Source organism: Frigoribacterium sp. VKM Ac-2836 (assembly GCF_013248995.1).
In the GTDB taxonomy this organism is placed as follows: Bacteria; Actinomycetota; Actinomycetes; order Actinomycetales; family Microbacteriaceae; genus Frigoribacterium.
The window spans coordinates 105,100-122,351 of record NZ_JABRPK010000004.1; the positions used below are offsets into that span (position 1 = coordinate 105,100).

General features: G+C 71.3%; 15 protein-coding genes. 6 read left to right on the top strand and 9 right to left on the bottom strand.

Annotation, left to right across the window (positions count from 1 at the left end; genetic code table 11):
• Positions 1 to 140: 140 nt before the first annotated feature.
• Positions 141 to 650, bottom strand: a complete 510-nt coding sequence (locus HRF36_RS13100; protein ID WP_173210588.1) for a DUF4188 domain-containing protein — start codon at positions 648 to 650, stop codon at positions 141 to 143.
• A 73-nt stretch (positions 651 to 723) separates the two neighbouring features.
• On the opposite strand from HRF36_RS13100, the gene HRF36_RS13105 reads away from it, so the two are divergent.
• Positions 724 to 1,332: a MerR family transcriptional regulator gene (locus HRF36_RS13105; RefSeq protein WP_173210589.1), complete on the top strand. Its 609-nt coding sequence runs from the start codon at positions 724 to 726 to the stop codon at positions 1,330 to 1,332.
• A 37-nt stretch (positions 1,333 to 1,369) separates the two neighbouring features.
• On the opposite strand, the gene HRF36_RS13110 is transcribed toward HRF36_RS13105, so the two are convergent.
• The 3 genes from HRF36_RS13110 to HRF36_RS13120 form a co-directional block, all read right to left on the bottom strand.
• On the bottom strand, positions 1,370 to 2,815 hold the full coding sequence (locus HRF36_RS13110; protein ID WP_173210592.1) for an MFS transporter: 1,446 nt from the start codon (positions 2,813 to 2,815) through the stop codon (positions 1,370 to 1,372).
• Positions 2,816 to 2,871: 56 nt separating this feature from the next.
• Entirely contained in the window at positions 2,872 to 5,421 is a 2,550-nt protein-coding gene (locus HRF36_RS13115; RefSeq protein ID WP_173210594.1) for an ATP-dependent DNA ligase, read from the bottom strand.
• A gap of 190 nt (positions 5,422 to 5,611) precedes the next feature.
• On the bottom strand, positions 5,612 to 6,499 hold the full coding sequence (locus HRF36_RS13120; protein WP_173210596.1) for an SDR family oxidoreductase: 888 nt from the start codon (positions 6,497 to 6,499) through the stop codon (positions 5,612 to 5,614).
• 92 nt (positions 6,500 to 6,591) lie between these two features.
• Here HRF36_RS13120 and HRF36_RS13125 point away from each other — a divergent pair, with 92 nt between their 5' ends.
• Positions 6,592 to 7,602: a Ku protein gene (locus HRF36_RS13125; RefSeq protein ID WP_173210598.1), complete on the top strand. Its 1,011-nt coding sequence runs from the start codon at positions 6,592 to 6,594 to the stop codon at positions 7,600 to 7,602.
• A gap of 20 nt (positions 7,603 to 7,622) precedes the next feature.
• On the opposite strand, the gene HRF36_RS13130 is transcribed toward HRF36_RS13125, so the two are convergent.
• Positions 7,623 to 9,443, bottom strand: coding sequence for a glycoside hydrolase family 15 protein (locus tag HRF36_RS13130; RefSeq protein ID WP_371740191.1), 1,821 nt, complete (start codon positions 9,441 to 9,443; stop codon positions 7,623 to 7,625).
• A 239-nt stretch (positions 9,444 to 9,682) separates the two neighbouring features.
• Between HRF36_RS13130 and HRF36_RS13135 the strand changes: the two genes are divergently transcribed.
• Entirely contained in the window at positions 9,683 to 10,555 is an 873-nt protein-coding gene (locus HRF36_RS13135; protein WP_173210600.1) for an SMP-30/gluconolactonase/LRE family protein, read from the top strand.
• A 67-nt stretch (positions 10,556 to 10,622) separates the two neighbouring features.
• Here HRF36_RS13135 and HRF36_RS13140 read toward each other — a convergent pair whose 3' ends face one another.
• A complete protein-coding gene (locus HRF36_RS13140) occupies positions 10,623 to 11,804 on the bottom strand; it encodes an NAD(P)/FAD-dependent oxidoreductase (RefSeq protein ID WP_173210601.1) in 1,182 nt (393 codons plus the stop codon).
• Positions 11,805 to 11,889: 85 nt separating this feature from the next.
• Positions 11,890 to 12,429 (bottom strand): Dps family protein, encoded by a 540-nt coding sequence (locus HRF36_RS13145; protein WP_173210602.1) that lies wholly within the window; start codon positions 12,427 to 12,429, stop codon positions 11,890 to 11,892.
• Positions 12,430 to 12,743: 314 nt separating this feature from the next.
• Here HRF36_RS13145 and HRF36_RS13150 point away from each other — a divergent pair, with 314 nt between their 5' ends.
• Both HRF36_RS13150 and HRF36_RS13155 read left to right on the top strand, forming a co-directional pair.
• Positions 12,744 to 13,118, top strand: a complete 375-nt coding sequence (locus HRF36_RS13150; RefSeq protein WP_173210603.1) for a hypothetical protein — start codon at positions 12,744 to 12,746, stop codon at positions 13,116 to 13,118.
• Between the two features lie 19 nt (positions 13,119 to 13,137).
• Positions 13,138 to 13,854 carry a triacylglycerol lipase gene (locus HRF36_RS13155; protein ID WP_173210604.1) on the top strand — a complete coding sequence of 239 codons (717 nt, stop codon included), beginning with the start codon at positions 13,138 to 13,140 and terminating at the stop codon, positions 13,852 to 13,854.
• On the opposite strand, the gene HRF36_RS13160 is transcribed toward HRF36_RS13155, so the two are convergent.
• Both HRF36_RS13160 and HRF36_RS13165 read right to left on the bottom strand, forming a co-directional pair.
• Entirely contained in the window at positions 13,851 to 14,807 is a 957-nt protein-coding gene (locus HRF36_RS13160; RefSeq protein WP_173210605.1) for an alpha/beta fold hydrolase, read from the bottom strand. The genes HRF36_RS13155 and HRF36_RS13160 overlap by 4 nt on opposite strands.
• A 9-nt stretch (positions 14,808 to 14,816) precedes the next feature.
• The gene (locus HRF36_RS13165) at positions 14,817 to 15,893 is read right to left on the bottom strand and encodes an FUSC family protein (protein WP_173210606.1); all 1,077 of its coding nucleotides are present in this window, start codon (positions 15,891 to 15,893) and stop codon (positions 14,817 to 14,819) included.
• Between the two features lie 119 nt (positions 15,894 to 16,012).
• Between HRF36_RS13165 and HRF36_RS13170 the strand changes: the two genes are divergently transcribed.
• Complete coding sequence (locus HRF36_RS13170; RefSeq protein ID WP_173210607.1) at positions 16,013 to 17,209, top strand: aminoglycoside phosphotransferase family protein; 1,197 nt, start codon at positions 16,013 to 16,015, stop codon at positions 17,207 to 17,209.
• Positions 17,210 to 17,252: the final 43 nt, after the last annotated feature.

Sequence of the window (17,252 nt, forward strand, 5' to 3'; positions counted from 1 at the left end):
ACTCCCTTGTAATCACGGCTGTCTCACGACAGAGCTGGAGCCACCCCCGAACGAGGGCGGCTCACGTCTGGCTCATCGTAGGGTCACAGGCGACTCAGGGCAATGGGGCCTCCCGGCTCGGCGGACGGGTGGCCGGTGGGTCAGGCCGGCGCGGCCCCGGAAGCGGCCCCGGGTGTCCGGCCGCTCGCGGCCCGGGCCCGCGCGGTGTCGCTGCGCGGACCGACCGGCACCGACCGGGTCGCCTGGGCCAGCCCCGAGGGCGCCATGCCGACGTACATGCTCTCGGCGCGCTCGACCACGAAGGTCTCGTGCCAGATGCCGACGGCCCCCGGTGCCTTGCGTGCCCGGCGGTTGAACGCCGTCCAGGCCGGCCGGTGCGCCTGCTGCGGCGAGCTCGCGTAGGCGTAGAGCTTCTCGAGTGAGGTCCAGTACTGCACGAGCACCGGCCCGCCACGTCCGAGCGTCAGTCTCATGCCCACCAGACCGCTCTCGGGATCACGGAACAATTCGGTGAGCATCGGCCCCATCGCCGCGAACACGGGTCCCCACTGGTCGGGCCGCCACCAGCGGTTGACGGTCATGCCGATCAAGAAGACGACGAGTTCGCCCTCGTGCTCGTGCGTGGTGCGGCCCGGGTTGACTCGCGACATGATGTCTCCTTAAATGGATAGTGGCGCTCTCTAATATTGGAGAGTCTCGCTATCCAATGTCAAGGGGCAATCCGTGCGCATCTCTCAGCTCGCCGAGACGACCGGGGTACCGGTCGCCACGATCAAGTACTACCTGCGCGAGGGGTTGCTGCCCGAGGGCGAGCGCACCAGCGCCACCCAGGCCCGGTACGGCGACGACCACGTGCGTCGGCTGCGCCTCGTCCGCGCGCTGCTCGGCGCGGGCGGGCTCAGCGTCGCCGGAGCCCGGGCGGTCCTCGGGCAACTCGACGGTGAGCACGAGACCGTGGCCGAGGTGCTCGGCGTCGCCCAGTCGGCCGTCACGGCGACCGCGTCCGAGGGCGTCGACCTCTCCCGCGCCGAAGCACTCGTGGCGGGTTGGGGGTGGACGATCGACCCGGGGTCGGTCGACGTGCTCGCCGCCCTCGAGGTCGCGGTCGACGGACTCGAGGCGGCGGGCTTCGCACTGCCCGACGAGACCCTGGACGGCTACGCGCGGTCGATGGCCGAGGTCGCCGAGGCCGAGATCGCGGGCATCCCCGTCGATTCCGTGGACGCCGCGGTCCAGTACGTCGTGCTCGGCACCGTGTTGGTCGAACCCCTGCTGCTCGCCTTGCGGCGCCTGGCCCAGCAGGACGCCTCCTGGCGCCGCTTCGGGCCCTGACACCGCGCCTCCTGAAAACCGTGTCGCGGTGGCGACCTCAGGAGGCGCGGCCGCGGTCGCGCAGACCGACGAACGACACCAGGGCGCTCACCCCGAGCAGCACGGCGACCACGATCACGACGCGGTGGAACCCGCTCACCGTGAGCGCGCCTCCGGCGATGACGCCCAGGAAGGCGACGGCGACCAACCCGGCCACCCGCGAGATCGCGTTGTTGACCGCGGACGCGATGCCCGACTGACCGGCGGGGATCTGCGACAGCACCGTCGAGGTGAGCGGAGCCACGGTCACCGACAGGCCGAACCCGAACAGGACCACGCCGGGCACGACCTGCCACCAGACGTCGATCGGGTCGGCGACCAGCAACATCCAGAGGAACCCGCCGGCCGTGACGAGCGGCCCGACCGTCATGAACAGGCGCGGGCCGTGGGTGGCGGCGAGCGTGCCGAACAGGGTCGAGAACGCCAGCGACACGATCGTCGTCGGCAGGGTGACGAGCCCGGCCAGTGTCGCGGGCAGCCCGGCGAGCTCTTGCACGACGAGCGGGATCGTCAGGGTGCCGAGGCTCAAGGCCGCGTAGATGCCGACCGTGGCCAGGTTGCCCACGGTGAAGGCGCGGGTGCGGAACAGCGTCAGCGGCATCATCGGGGCGGGTGTGCGGCGCTCCCACCAGACGAAGGTGCCGAGCGCGGCGAGGCCGACCACGAGCGGGGTGACGACGAACCAGGTGCCGAACCCGACCCGCTGCCCCTCGATCAGCGCGAAGACCGGGCCGGCCAGGCCGACCGCGGCCAGCACGGCGCCCACGACGTCGACCCGCGGGGGAGCGCCGTCGCCTCCCCGGTGCGCGTCGCCGGGCAACCGGGTCATCAGCACCAGGGTGAGGACGACCGGTACGACCACGACCGCGAACACCCAGCGCCAGCCGAGCGTGTCGACGAGTGCGCCACCGGTCAGCGGGCCGATCAGGAACGCGACGCCGGTCCAGGCCGTCCAGCTGCCGATGGCCTTGCCCTGCGCGGGGCCGGTGAAGGTCGAGGTGATCAGGGCGAGGCTGCTCGGCACGAGGAGGGCCGCGGTCACGCCCTGCAGGGCCCGGGCGGCGATCAGTAGACCCGGGTCGGGGGCGAGGGCGGCGAGCACGCTCGTCACGGCGAACCCGACCAGGCCCGCGCGCAGCACCCGCACCCTCCCGAACGTGTCGCTGAGCGAGCCCGCCACGAGCATGAGCGACCCGAGCGTCAGCAGGTAGGCGTCGACCACCCACTGCTGCAGGGCGAGGCCGGCGCCGCCTGCCCCGGCCGTCCCGCCGTCTCCGGCCGTACCACCGCCGAGCTCGCGGGCGATCGCCGGCAGCGCGACCGTGACGATCGACCCGTCGAGGAACGCCACGAACGAGGCCAGTACCGCGACCACGAGCACGACCCGTCTGCCGCGCAGGGTGGCGGCATCGATCGGGGCCGGGGCGGGTGGAGGTGTGCTCATGCTGCACTCAACACCCGACGGGCCCAGACCGATACCCCCACGCGAAGTGCGCGGCTTCACCCCTCGCGGACGACGTCGTCCGGCGACTTGTCGGGCCGCCACCCGCGCCACGACGGCTGTCGCAGCCGCCCGGTCGAGGTCCACTCGGCGATGGACACCTCGCCCACTCGCGACGGGGTCACCCAGTGCGCGTCCCTCGCGTCGACAGCGGGCACGCCGACGAGCGGGCTGGTCTTCCGCTCGGTTGCCCGCAGCGAGGGCAGCAGCTCGTCCAGCTCGCGATCGGTGAACCCGGTGCCGACCCGGCCGACGTAGTGCAACCCGTCGTCTCCGGGCACGCCCATCAGCAGCGAGCCCACACCGCCCGCCCGCCGACCCGCACCCGGGCGCCAGCCGGCGATCACGACTTCTTGCGTCTGGTGGTGCTTCATCTTGATCCAGGCCCGCGAGCGTCTGCCGGCGCTGTAGGTCGCGTCGCGCCGCTTGGCGACCACACCCTCGAGTCGGAGGTGCTTCGAGGTCGTGACCGCCGCCTCCAGGTCGCCCTCGAACGCCGGAGGCACGTCGATCGGGCCGCCGATCTCGACGATCCGCTCGAGCACCTCGCGTCGGTCGTCGTACTCGTCCTCGACGAGCGAGCGCCCTTCGGCCCGCAGGACGTCGAACAGCAGCAGCTTCACCGGGGCGCCCGTGGCCGCCCGGGCCACGTCGCGGGACCGCGTCAGTCCCATGCGCGTCTGCAGCAGCCCGAAGTCGGGGCGACCCTTCTCGTCGACGGCCACGATCTCGCCGTCGAGCACCGCGCCTCCTTCGCTCTCGACCCGCTCGGCCAGCACCTGCAGCTCGGGGTAGGCCGGGGTCAGGTCGTTGCCGTTACGGCTGGTCAGCGTGACCGCGCCGTCGTGGACGATCGCCACGGCGCGGATGCCGTCCCACTTCATCTCGAACGCCCAGTCGCCCTCGGACACGTCGTGCGCGTCGCCCGTCGTCGCCAGCATCGGGGCCACCGGGTCGGGGGCGGGCAATTCCTGCTTCCTGTCGCGAGCCGAGGAGGCGCGGCCCGATCCGTCGGGGGAGCCGCCGGCTGGGCGCGTCGTGCGTGAGGAGTTGCCGACGCTCGACTTCGCGCCACGGCCGCCCGCGCCGTTCCCGCCCGCGCCGTGCCCGCCGTCGCTGTCGTCCTTCATCCGGTGGATCAGCCAGTTCGACGCGGCCCGTCCACCGCCGTGCCCGGTGTGGATCAGCGCCACGCGCCGGGTGCCGCGCTGTTCGCCGTGCAGCACGACGATCACCTCTTTGCCCTCGCGCCACTTCTCGAGGTCGTACTCGCCCGAGTCCCAGATCGTGACCTCGCCCGCGCCGTACTCGCCCTTCGCGATGGTGCCCTCGAACGTGCCGTACTCGAGCGGGTGGTCCTCGGTCTGCACGGCGAGGTGATTCGTGCCCGGGTCGTCGGGCTCGCCCTTCGGCAGAGCCCAGCTGACGAGCACGCCGTCGTGCTCGAGGCGGAAATCCCAGTGCAGTGAGCTGGCGTGGTGCTCCTGGATCACGAAGCTGGTGCCGTCGGTCGAGGCGGGGGCGTCGGCGGGTACGGGCTCGGCGGTCTTCGACGCGTCGCGTTTCGAGCGGTAGACCTCGAGGCGGTCGCGCGTCGTCGAGGTCGGATCGTGGTCGGGGGCCTCGGTGTTGCGGAAGTCCTCGCCCAGCTCGCCGGACGGCACCGGCACGTGGGCCGACACGTCGGCCAGGGGGTCTCCGCGTCGCTTCAGGCGCGACAGCACCTCGGTGTACTCCAGCTGAGCCAGGGTCTTCGAGGCGAGCTCTCGCCAGGTGCGCGGCATGGCCACGGTCGGTCGCGTCCGGCCGCGCAACGAATACGGCGCGACCGTGGTCTTGTTCCCGTTGTTCTGCGACCAGTCGAGCAACACCTTGCCCCGACGATCGGCCTTGCCCATCGTGCTGAGGACGAGGTCGGGGTGGTCGGCCTCCATCGCCCGGGCCAGCTCGTGGGCCACCTCGCCGACCTGCCCACTGCTCTGCTTCCCGTCGAGCCGGGCGTACAGGTGCACGCCTTTGCTGCCGCTCGTCACGGGCATCAGTTCGAGGCCCATGCCCTCGACGACCGGTCGCAGCAGGTGGGCGACGGCCACGCATTCGGCGAGGCCGACGCCCTGGCCCGGGTCGAGGTCGAGCACCAGCCGGTCGGGATTGCGCTGTGCACCCTTCGGCCCGAACCGCCACTGAGGCACGTGCACCTCGAGCGCCGCGACCTGTGCCAACCAGGTGAGGGTCGCCACGTCGTTGACCATCGGGTAGACGTTCGCGTGGTCCTTGTGCTCGATCGTGTGTCGGGCGACCCAGTCGGGTGCGGAGTCGGGCAGGTTCTTCTCGAAGAACACCTCGCCGTCGACGCCGTTGACCCAGCGCTTGCGCGTGGCCGGGCGACCCTCGACGTGCGGCAGCATCCACTCGGCGACGGCGGCGTAGTACCCCAGCACGTCGGCCTTGGTCGTACCCGTGTCGGGGTAGAGCACCTTGTCGAGGTTCGTCAGCTGCAGCCGGTGCCCGCCGACCTCGACGGTCTCGCCACGTCCCTTGCCCGCCATTGCGCGCCTCCTCGTGTCGTGTGTTTCTCGTTCTACCCGGCTGCGGCGGGTCCGTGTCCTCGGCGCCGGGTCGGCGCGGACCCGCTGCCGAGGACGGCAACCCGCCGCATCGACCACGGCCCGCCACCCCGCGCGAACGGGACGACGGGCCGCGGTGTCGTCAGGACGACGGCGCCGAGGAGGCGCGGGGTCAGACCGCAGGCATCGCGCCGGCGATCGTGATGGTCGCGCCCGAGGTGTAGCTCGACTCGGGGCTCACCAGGTGCACGTAGGCGGCGGCGAGCTCGGCGGGCTGGCCGGGGCGGCCGAAGGGCGCCTGGCCACCGAACTGCGACACCGTCTCGGCGTCGTCGGAGCCGGGCTGCAGGGGAGTCCAGACCGGGCCGGGCGAGACCTGGTTGACGCGGATGCCCTTGGGGGCCAGCTGCTGCGCGAGACCCGAGGTGAAGACGCCGATCGCACCCTTGGTCAGGGCGTAGTCGATCTTGTCGGGGCTGGGCTGCGTGCCCTGCACCGAACCGGTCGTCACGATGGACGAGCCGGGCTCGAGGTGGGGGATCGCGGCCTGGGTCAGCCAGAACAACGAGTAGACGTTGGTCTTGATGGTCGAGTCGATGTCCTCGGTGGTGAGCGTGAGGATGTCGTCGTTGCTCTTCATGCGTCCGGCCACCATGACCAGGGTGTCGAGCCCACCGAGCTCGTCGACGGCCTTCTGCACGAGGTCCTTGCAGTACTGCTCGTCCGAGATGTCGCCGGGGACGAGGACGGCCTTGCGACCCTCGCCTTCGAGCAGGTCGCGCACCTCCTCGGCGTCCTTCTGCTCGCTGGGCAGGTAGCTGAGCACGAGGTCGGCACCCTCGCGGCTGAGCGCGATCGCGGCGGCACGACCGATGCCCGAGTCGGCCCCGGTGATGACGCCGCGGAAGCCGGTGAGGCGCTCCTTGCCGACGTAGCTGGTCTCGCCGTGGTCGGGCTTCGGGTCCATCTTCCAGGCCTCGCCCGGCAGCGACTGCTCCTGCTTCGGGAACGGCGGTGCGGGGTAGAGGTCGACCGGGTTCTTCTTGTCGTATTGGCTCATGTCTCCACGGTGCCCGCGCCGCACCTCCCCCGCTCGGGGGTCTGTACCCCGCAGACGGTCATTCGGAGCGCACGCGGAGAAAGATGAGCGTCATGCGATCGATCTGGAAGGGCGCGATCACGTTCGGGCTCGTCAACGTGCCCGTCAAGCTGTACAGCGCCACCGAGGACCACGACGTGTCCCTGCACCAGGTGCACGACGCGGACGGCGGGCGCATCCGGTACCAGCGGAAGTGCGAGATCTGCGGCAAGGTCGTCGACTACGAGCACATCGACAAGGCCTACGACGACGGTGACCGCACCGTGGTGATCACCGGTGACGACCTCAAGTCGCTGCCCGAGGAGCGGTCGCGCGAGATCGACGTGCTCGAGTTCGTGCCGAGCGACCAGGTCGACCCGATCATGCTCGACCGCAGCTACTTCCTCGAGCCGGACGGCACCTCACCCAAGGCCTACGTGCTGCTGCGCCGCACCCTGGAAGAGACCGACCGGACCGCGATCGTGCACTTCTCGCTGCGGCAGAAGACCCGGCTGGCCGCTCTGCGCGTCCGCGGCGACGTGCTCATGCTGCAGACCCTGCTCTGGGACGACGAGGTACGCGAGGCCCGGTTCCCGGCGCTCGAGAAGCCGACGCGCATCAGCGACAAGGAGCTCGACATGTCGTCGTCGCTCGTCGACTCGCTGAGCGACGACTTCGAGCCCGCCGACTTCAGCGACGACTACCAGCACGAGCTACGAGAGCTGATCGACGCCAAGCTGGACGAGGGGGAGTCTCTCGACACCGACGCCACCTTCGGCGAGGCACCCGAGGACGAGGACGGCGAGGGTGGCGAGGTCATCGACCTGATGGAGGCGCTGCGCCGGTCGGTCGAGACGAACCGGTCCGGTGGTCACCGCAAGCCGACCAAGAAGCCCGCCGCGGCGACGACGACGTCCTCGACGAAGAAGCCGGCTGCGAAGAAGTCGGCCTCTGAGAAGCCGGCTGCGAAGAAGTCGACGTCAGGAGGCGCGGGTTCCGCCGCGAAGAAGAAGCCCGCCTCGTCCGCCCCCGAGAAGAAGGCGGCCCCCCAGAAGAAGGCGGCCCCCCAGAAGAAGGCCGGCTGACCCTCTGACGTCGCGTCGGGTCACTGCCCCTCCATGTGGTCGGTACTGCCCTCGCGGCCCATCTCGTCGATGGTGATCGCGGCGTTGACGAGAGCGAGGTGACTGAGGCCCTGCGGCAGGTTGCCGAGGAACTGCCCGTCGTCGGCGCTGATCATCTCGGTCATCAGACCCAGGTCGTTCGGTTGCTGCACGAGCTGGTCCATCAGCTCGACCGCCTCGTCCTGTCGGCCGACGCAGGCCAGGGCGCTGGCGAGCCAGAAGGCGCAGGCCACGAAGGTGCCTTCCTCTTGGTCGACCTCGCTGTAGCGGAACACGAGGGGCCCGGCACCCAACTCCCGCTGGATGGCGTCGATCGTGCGCGACATGCGCTCGCCGCGGTCGAAGCCGCTCGGAGCATGGAGCAGCACCGACGCATCGAGTTTCTCGCTGCCCGGGTACATGACGTACGAGCCGATCTCGTCGTTCCAGCCGTTCTCGGCGACCCAGTCCTTGATCAGGTCGCGGTTCTTCTTCCAGAAGACGACGTCCTCGGGGTCGGGGTGCATCTGGCCGACCTCAGCGAGGTGCAGGGCGGCGTCGATGGCCTGCCAGCAGCCCATCTTGCTGCTGACATAGTGCTGCTCGTCGGCGAGCTCCCACATGCCGGAGTCCTTCTCCTGCCAGCGACGGCAGGCGTCGTCGGCGAAACCGGCGAGCAGGTCGCCCGTCGACTCGTCGAGGATGTTGCCGTCGGCCGCGTACTGGCTCATGATCGCGAGGATGTCGGCGTAGGTGCCGAGCTGCAGCTGCTCGCCGGCGGGGTTGCCCTTGTAGACCGGACCGATGCCACGCCAGCCCTCGGAGCCGGTCTCGTGGGTGCCGTCCGGCACCGAGCCGTCGAGGTTGAGGAAGATGTGCATCGTGCGGCCGTTGGCCTTGAGCGCTGAGAGCAACCACGAGACGGCCGCCTGGGTTTCTTCGCGCAGGCCGAACCGGACGAGCGCGTTGACCGTGTAGGCCAGGTCGCGCACCCACGCGAAGCGGTAGTCCCAGTTCTTGTCGCCGGTGAAGTTCTCGGGCAGAGCGGCCGTGGCGGCGGCTGCGATCGCGCCGGTGGGACTGAAGATGAGCAACTTGAGCGCCAGGGCACTGCGTTGCACGGCATCGGACCACGGGCCGTCCCAGTGGAACTCGTCCGACCAGGTCTGCCAGTTGCGCACCGTGCGGTCGATGCCCTGGTCGACCACGTGCGGGTCGGGCAGGTGCAGGGGCTCGTCCTCGACACCGCAGAGGCAGATCATCGAACGCGACCCCTCGTGGGTGGAGAACTCGCCCCAGAACCGGTGCGGGCCGCCATGGGCCTCGCCGTCGCCGGGTTCCACCGAGTCGAGTCGGCCGTGCTCGAAGCCGACCAGCGCCAGGTTGATGTCGGCCGCCCGCAGGACCGGACCGTGCAGGGTGTCGACGCGACGGATCGGGTGAGTGCCGAACGTGTTACCTGGGATGACCGCCCAGCGCATGTCGACCGACCCGGTGATGCCGTCGACGCGACGGGCGAGTTCGGCCCAGGGCAGGCGTCCGGCGATGCCTGTCACGAGCGCATCGGTGACCTGCACCACGCCGGTGGCGGTGCGGAAGCGGGTGACGAGGACGTTCGTGTTCTCGACGTACTCGCGCTGGACCTCGAAGTCGTCGTCGACGGGGCGCAACTCGATGCGTCCGCCCCTGCCCGAGTCGACGATGCCCGAGAACACGGGGTCGCTGTCCATGTTGGGCATCGGCAGCCAGTCGATCTGCCCGTCCCGGGCGATCAGGGCGACGGTCCGACCGTCGCCGATCGCACCGTAGGAGCGCAGCGGCACATAACCGTCGTCACGGGGATCGGGGCGGTGCCATTCGCCGCGGGCGGCCGTGGTCGCGCCGAAGTGCTCGGCCTGGATGTCGTCGGTGGTCTCGAGGGTGTCCGTCACTCCTCCTACGGTGGCCCAGCGCGCCTCCTCGTGCCCGTCCCTCGCAGTGTTCTGTGTGCAAGGACCGGGCTCCGTACCCCTGTGGACGAGGCATGGAGCCGCCGGACATGCCGGGCGCGTAGACCGGTCGGATGCATCTTCCGACCGGAACCACGTCCGAACCCCGCCTCTTCCTCGACGCCAGGGCCACGCTCGGCGAGAGTCCCGTCTGGGACGTCGACACCCACGAGCTGGTCTGGACCGACATCACGTACGGCCTCCTGCACCGCACCTCGGCCGACGGCACGCGAGACACGACGGTCCTCGTCGACCCACCGCTGCCGAGCTTCCAGCGTCGTCGCGGGGGCGGACTCGTCGCGGCCCTCGACGACACGGTGGTCGTCATGGGCGACGACGGGAGCGAGCAGCGGACGATCGCCACGGTCGACCACGCCGATGAGCGCCTGCGACTGAACGAGGGCAAGTGCGACCCGTTCGGCGCCTTCGTCGTCGGGGCCACCGACCCCGAGGGCAGCCCCGTCGCCGGCCTCTACCGCGTCGCCCCCGACGGCACGCTCACCCAGCTGCGAGACGACTTCGCGACGACCAACGGGTTCGAGTGGAACGACGACGGCAGCGAGATCTACCTCGCCGACACGGGTGACGACACGATCTACCGTGCCTCGTGGGACGCCGAGGGCACCCTCGGCGAGCTCGTGCCGTTCTCGTCGCAGGGCGCACACGACGGCCTGGCCCGCGACGAACGCGGCGAGTTCTGGGGGGCCATCTTCGGCGAGGGCACCGTGGTGCACCTCGACGCCGACGGCGCCCTGGTCGACGAGATCGCCTTCCCCGTGCCCAACCTGACCGGCATCGGGTTCGGAGGCGACGATCTTCGGACGCTCTTCGTGCTGTCGGCCCGGGAGGGGCTCAGCGACGAGCAGCTCGAGGAGTTCCCGCTCAGCGGTGGCATCTTCGCCCTCGAGCTCGACCGTGCGGCGCGCCCGCCGTTCCTGTTCGGCTGACCCCCGAGACGACGACGCCCGCCCGATCAGGTGATCGCGCGGGCGTCGTCGTGTCGTCGTCGACGCGTCAGATGCGGCCCACGAGCTCGTCGCGCGGCGTGACACCGGCCGCGACCACGGCCCGGGCGGCGTCACGGGCCTCGTCGACGTTCCACAACAGCACGCCCTCGACCGCCCCGTCGTCGCCCAGGTAGTACGCGACCGCGCGCCCGTCGCCCTTGTCGTCCACGACCGTCTCGAGCGACGCGTCGAGCGTGCCGACCGCCTCGTACGAGATGTCGAACACCTTCGAGTAGTAGTAGGGCGTGTGGTCGTAGACCTCGTCGGCTCCGGTCATGTTGCGACCGACGACGGGGCCCTGCGACTTCGCGTTGTCGACGTGCTCGACGCGGCGGCGCCCGAGGATGGCGTCGGGGTACGACGCCACGTCGCCGGCCGCGAACACGTTCGGGTCGCCGGTGCGGAGGTGCTCGTCGACCACGATGCCGTCGTCGACGGTCAGACCCGCGTCGGCCGCGAGCTGGTCGTCGACCGAGATGCCGAGACCCACCACGACCGCGTCGGCGTCGAGGGTGGAGCCGTCGTCCAGCCGCAGGTGGACGCCGGCGTCGTCGGCCGTGCCGCTCTCGACGCGACGTCCGCGGGCCAGCTCGACCCGCGCCTCCTGGAACGTCTTCTCGAAGGTCGATGCGATCGACGCCGGGAAGACCGACCCGCCGAGCACGTCGTCGGGAAACACGAGGGTCACGCGGGTGTCGTTCTGTACGAGGGCCGCCGCGAGCTCGGTGCCGATGTAACTGCCGCCCACGACGACGACGTGCCGGCCGCCGCCCGAGAGCGATCGGAGGCGGCGGTAGTCCTCGGCGGTGCGGAAGTACACGACCCGGTCGTCGTCGGGCAGATCGAGTGCGGTGGGGCTGCCGCCGGTGGCGAGCAAGAGGGCGCCGTATCCGATGACGTCGCCCGTGCTGGTGGTGACGGTCCGGGCCTCCCGGTCGATCGACTCGACGAGGGTGCGCAGGCGGATCTCGGCACCCGAGTCGGCCACGGTCCCGAGGTCGTTGTCCGCCTCGGTGTACTCGGGGTCGGTCCAGAGCTTCTTCGACAGCGCGGGGCGCGTGTAGGGCGCGTCGACGTCGGCGCTGACGATCAGCACCGTGGCGTCGGGCGTCGCCTCGTGGATCGCCTTCGCGGCGGCATCGGCGGTCATGCCGCCGCCCACGATGACGTGGTCGAACGATTCGGTCATGGGATGGTCCTCTCGACGAGAGAGGGCACCGCCCGGGAGGCGCGGGTCGCGCGGTCCCGGACGGTGCCCTCGAGTGGTGGTCGGGTCAGTTGGCGACGGCGCCGACGCGGTCGAGGCCCTCGGTCGCCGCGTCCTCGTCGCGCTGACGCGTCGAGTCCTGGCGGGCGTCCGTCTCGGGGTGGCGGTTCTCGGCGCCGGTCATCCAGGCCAGCTGCTCGAGGCGCTCGAGGATGCTGTGCAGCACGTCGGCCGTCGTGGGGTCCTCGTCGTCGACGTCGTCGTGGACCGTGCGCATCGTGCCCGTGACGGCGTACATGCGGTCGACGATCAGGTCGACCACCGCGGTGGTCTCGACGGGGCCCGCGGGGAACTCCGGCAGGCTGGTCTCACGGGTCACGGTCGAGGTGCGGCCGTCCGGGATCAGGTAGACGGCGCGCATGCGCTCGGCCACCTCGTCGCTGAACTCGCGGGCCGCGTCGACGATCTCGTCGAGCTGCAGGTGGAGGTCACGGAAGTTCGAGCCGAGCAGGTTCCAGTGGGCCTGCTTGCCCTGGACGTGCAGTTCGATGAGGTCGACGAGGACCTTCTGCATGTTGTCGCGGAGTTGGTCGGATCCCTGGAACATGATGTCTCCCGTTCGTCGTGGGTTCGTGCGGAGTCGTCGCACCGGTGGGTGCGTCGTGGACGGTAGACCGTGGGCCTCGGCGGTGGCTCAGTCTTCGGGGGACATCTGCGCAGGAGGGCGGTGCGAGGCGTGGTGCTCGACGTCGGGGCGGAGGCGTCAGCGTGCTCGTGGCCGCGCTCGCGGCCGTGACCGAGTCGTGATCGAGAGCGATGGAGGCCGGACCGTACTGGATGGTATGTTCGCCTGCATCGGCGTCGATGCCGATGCCCGGCCGCGGGTACCCGATCCGTGGCCATGCTCTGAGGGGGGCTGACATGGCACGAGCGGTACCCGGACGCGCCGACCGTCCCGGATTCGACGTGATCGAGATCACCCGGTTGCGGCGCGAGATCGAGAGCGCCTGGGGGGCGTTCGACGACATCGAGCAGATGGACTTCGCCCATCGCGTGCGGGTCGTCCACGGTCTCGCCGATGCCCTGCCCGATGCGGCGAGTGCGGCGGCCCGGGCCGGTTTCGGCGATCTCGCGCTCTCGCTGCTCGACGACGCGGCGGCCTTCCCGCCCCCGTGGGCGTCGATCTGCGGCCGGTGGGACCTCACGCTCGAGATGGCCCGCGAAGCGGTCGAGTCCATCGCCTGGCCCGAGGGCGAGCCCTGGGGCGAGTTGCCCCTGGTGGGCACGGCCGCCTGACGCCGCCTAGCGTGGCGGTATGAGCTCCACACCGTCGCGCGGGCACGGACGTCGTCGGGTCGGCCTCTGGCGGTTCGTCCGCACCATCGTGCTGGACTACCGCTACGTCTGGTGGGTGCACCTCGTCACACGGTCCGGTCGGGTCGTGCCGAGGCGCTATCGAGTCGGCGACCGCGAACCGGTGCTCTTGTTGCCGGGCGTCTACGAGACCTGGCGGTTCCTCCGGCCGGTCGCCGACCGGCTGAACGATCTGGGGCACGCGATCGTCGTCGTGCCGGGCATGGGGCACAACCGTCGCCCGATCGCCGCGACCGCGGAGCTCGCCCAGCGCATCCTGGACGCGCACGACCTGCGGGACGTCGTCGTGCTGGCCCACAGCAAGGGCGGACTGGTCGGCAAGACGATGATGGTCTCGACGGACCGCGACCGGCGCATCGCCCGCATGGTCGCCGTGAATAGCCCGTTCTCGGGCACGCGCTGGTCGACGGTGCTGCCGAACAAGACGCTCAGGGTGTTCTCGCCGCGCGACGCCGAGCTGCGCCGGCTCTCGGACCGACGAGACGCGAACCGGACCATCACGTCGATGGCGTCGCGATTCGACGCCCACGTCACCGAGGGCAGCGTGCTGCCGGGGGCGGTCAACATCGAGTTCCCCGTCGACGGGCACTTCCGGCCGCTGGGTCACGCTCGGTGCGTGGCGATGATCGTCCGCGAGGTCGAGGGCGGGGCGTCCTAGCCCTCGATCCAGCCCAGTGCCCGGAGGGTCGCGTGGGGCCGTTCGACGTGAGCGAAGTGGCCGCAATCGGCGAGCAACGTCGTCCGGGCGTGCCGCACGACCGCCGCCAATCGGTCGAGGTCGGACGTGCGCGCGAAGACGTCGTCGGCCCCGCTCACGGCGGACACGTCGCAGTCGATGGCCCGCCAACGCGAGGCGTCGTACCCCTGACCCGACCGCGAGGCCGAGAGGAAGCCCCGGGGGCGTAGCTCGGCGACGAACGCGCTCAGCACCGACCTCGGGACGCGGTCGACGTGACGGAACACGGGTGAGGACAACACGCGCAGCAGTCCGATGCGGGAGGCCCCCCGCAGCAAGGACACGGAGGCGCGGGGCAGCACCCCGAACGCGGCCCGCAACAAGGTGAACGCCGGCAACCGCACGAGCCCCCGCACCGGGTGGGTGACGGCGTCGATCGCCGAGAAGGACGTGGCCGACACGACCGAGACGCTGAGGACGAGGTCGGGTCGGATCGCGGCCAGGTGCAGGGCGACGAAGGCACCCATCGAGTGACCGACGAGGTCGAATTCGGTGACACCCAGGGCCTCGGCGACCTCGACCACCACGGCGGCGGCCGACTCGACGTCGAGGCCGGGCTCGGGGTCGGGCGAGTCGCCCCAGCCGGGCAGGTCGACGAGCACCGGTCGCGAGACGACGGCGTCGACCTCGCGGGCGGCCTGCAGCAGGGGAGTCCAGGTCGTCCACGAGCCGGCGGCCCCGTGCAGCATCACCGTCGCCCGCCGTCGGGCGGACGGGTCGGCCGGCGACGCCGCGTGGTGCACGACGGTCGAGCCGTGCGCCGTCTCGATCGTCTCGCGGGCGAGTCCGAGCACTCGGGGATCGGTCACCAGGTCGAACGGGGCGTACCGGTCGACGGCAGGATCGACCACCCCTGTCGCCCGGCCCCGTCGCATCGTCGGATGCTACCCGATGATCTCTTCCCGCACGCGTCGCAGGTCCTCGAGCAAGGAGCCGACCAGTACCCAGTTGTCCGGGTCGGGCCGCAGCACCCTCACCGGCGACGCCAGTGCCGGGCCGTCGTCGTGCCCGACGCCCGTCGCGTGCCCGTCGGCGGAGTCGGGGACGCGGGAGGCGCGGCCGGCCGGGAGCGCCTCCTCGGTGGTCCGCGCCAGCAGGCGCACGTCGTGGGCGGCTCGACGCAGGTCTTCGGCGATGCTCTGCACCACCGGGTCGTCGGCCAGACCCGGGTCGTAGTTGTCGTGGACCGACCGCACCATGCCCACGACGCGGTTGACGAGCACGGTCAGGCGGCGCAGCAGTGCCGCGTCGGCCTCGAGCACGCTGCGGTTGCGACTCGCGCGGGGGTTGAGCTGCAGGCTCTCCTCGCCTGCGGTGACGGCGTCGACGGCTCGGGCCTGGCTGGCCCGCAGATCGCGGGCCCTCGTCAGTCCCATGGTCAGCCGGGCCGCATCGACCGGCTCGTCGAGCACGGCGGCGGTCTCGTCGAGCACGGACGCGACGTCGCGGGCCAACCGGCCGACCGCGAGGTGCGCCGGGGCCAGCGCGACGGGAGGCACGACGAGGGCGTTGATCGCCAGGGCGATGGCGGCGCCGATGATCGTCTCGAGCACCCGGTCGAGTGCGTAGTCCGGGGTCTGGGCGCCGATCGCCAGCACGAGCATGGCCGAGATCGGCACCTGGTTCGCCGAGCTCGGCGTCAGCCGGAACGCCCACGCCACGAGCAGGCTCACGACGACGATCGCCAGCACGATCCACGTCGCGTCGCCGAACAGCTGTCCGGCCGCGAACGCGATCAACACGCCGGCGACGACTCCGACGCTGCGCTCGAGGCCGCGCACGAACGACTGGTTGACGCTGGGCAGCACCACGAGCAGGGCCGCGATCGCCGCGAAGATGGGCAACGGCTGCTGCAGCAGGCCGACCGACGCGAACCAGGCGGCCATGACCGCGACGCTCGTCTTCACCACCTGCAGCAGGGGCGTGCGTCTCGTCTGGCGGATGCGCGAGACGATCTTCACGACACCCAGGGTAGACGGGGAGGCGCGGCGTCGGTCGCGACGTCGGGTCAGGTCACGAATCGGTCACCCCGCCCGCGCCTCCCCGCCGATCGGGTCGTGTGCTGGTTGACTGCGTCCCCGTGTGGCCCAACTCCGCCGAGGTGCTCCCCGCCGCGTTCGCGAACTCGGGGTTGACCGTCGTCGCCTTCCGACCCCACTCGGTCGAGCCGTCCGGCGCCGGGTTCCTCTACGGCTACGAGGTCGACACGGTCGACCCCGCCGGTGCGACCTCGACCGTGCTGACCTTCATCGACACCGACACCCGGGCCGCCGACGGCTCGTCGGTGCTCACCCGCGATCCCGTCACCGGGCAGCTGCTCGCGGTCTGGGCCTACCCGGCCGACCCCATGCTGCCGGCACTCGCCGGGGCCACCTACCCCGACCGCGTGGCCGACGCGCTCGCGGCTCTGGGCGTCGTCGTGACCGAGCCGCGGCTGAGCGTCGCGGCGTACCGGCCGGGCAAGCGGGCCGTCATCCGCCTCGACGCGGCCGAGACGACCGTCTTCCTCAAGGTGGTCCGGCCCGACCGTGTCGGGCCGATCGTCGCTCTGCACGAGTCGTTCCGCCGGCAGGGACTGCCCGTGCCGGCAGTCCTCGCGTCACGATCGGACGGCCTGCTGGTGCTCGAGCGCGTCCCCGGTGTGCCAGCCGGCCAGCGTGTCGTCGAGCTGGCCGACGACCCCCGTTTCGTCGAGCAGATGGTCGACCTCGGCACGCGCATCGCCCGGGTCGACCTGAGCGCGCGGGCACAGTCCGACGCGCTCGACCACGGGGCCTGGCACCGTTCGACGCTGCGCGCCGCCCTGCCCGACCGGGAGGCCGAGATCGACCGTCTCTACGACGAGATCGACCGACGCCGCGCCTCCATCGCCTCGGACGCCCTGACCGTGATCCACGGCGACCTCCATCTCGAGCAGCTCTTCGTGCACCCGTCCGAGCCGTGGCGGGTCACCGGGCTGCTCGACGTCGACACCGCGGGGCTCGGGCACCCGGCCCGCGACGCGGCAGCCCTCGTCGCTCACCTCGTCGTCACCGGGCAGTGGCACCGGGGCAACGGAGACGAGGCCGAGGCCCGGGCCTGCGAGCGCCTCGCCGACGACGTCACGAGCGCCTGGGTCGACCGTATGCCCGGCCTGGCCGACCGGCTCGCGCCCGGTGTCGCGTCACAGCTGCTCGCCCACGCCGGCGGACAGGCCACGCTCGGCACCGACACCGGCCGCCGCAAGGCCGTGCAACTGATCGGCGCGGCCGCGGGCACCCTCGCCCGCCCCGCCTGACCCGCCCCCCGTTGCGCCAACGGCCCCCACCGGAGTCGGGTCC

Coding starts and splice junctions, on each gene's coding strand:
- HRF36_RS13125 (WP_173210598.1), top strand. CDS start 6,592: ATGCGATCGATCTGGAAGGGCGCGATCACGTTCGGGCTCGTCAACGTG.
- HRF36_RS13160 (WP_173210605.1), bottom strand. CDS start 14,807: ATGCGACGGGGCCGGGCGACAGGGGTGGTCGATCCTGCCGTCGACCGG.
- HRF36_RS13145 (WP_173210602.1), bottom strand. CDS start 12,429: ATGTTCCAGGGATCCGACCAACTCCGCGACAACATGCAGAAGGTCCTC.
- HRF36_RS13155 (WP_173210604.1), top strand. CDS start 13,138: ATGAGCTCCACACCGTCGCGCGGGCACGGACGTCGTCGGGTCGGCCTC.
- HRF36_RS13150 (WP_173210603.1), top strand. CDS start 12,744: ATGGCACGAGCGGTACCCGGACGCGCCGACCGTCCCGGATTCGACGTG.
- HRF36_RS13100 (WP_173210588.1), bottom strand. CDS start 650: ATGTCGCGAGTCAACCCGGGCCGCACCACGCACGAGCACGAGGGCGAA.
- HRF36_RS13110 (WP_173210592.1), bottom strand. CDS start 2,815: ATGAGCACACCTCCACCCGCCCCGGCCCCGATCGATGCCGCCACCCTG.
- HRF36_RS13135 (WP_173210600.1), top strand. CDS start 9,683: ATGCATCTTCCGACCGGAACCACGTCCGAACCCCGCCTCTTCCTCGAC.
- HRF36_RS13115 (WP_173210594.1), bottom strand. CDS start 5,421: ATGGCGGGCAAGGGACGTGGCGAGACCGTCGAGGTCGGCGGGCACCGG.
- HRF36_RS13140 (WP_173210601.1), bottom strand. CDS start 11,804: ATGACCGAATCGTTCGACCACGTCATCGTGGGCGGCGGCATGACCGCC.
- HRF36_RS13120 (WP_173210596.1), bottom strand. CDS start 6,499: ATGAGCCAATACGACAAGAAGAACCCGGTCGACCTCTACCCCGCACCG.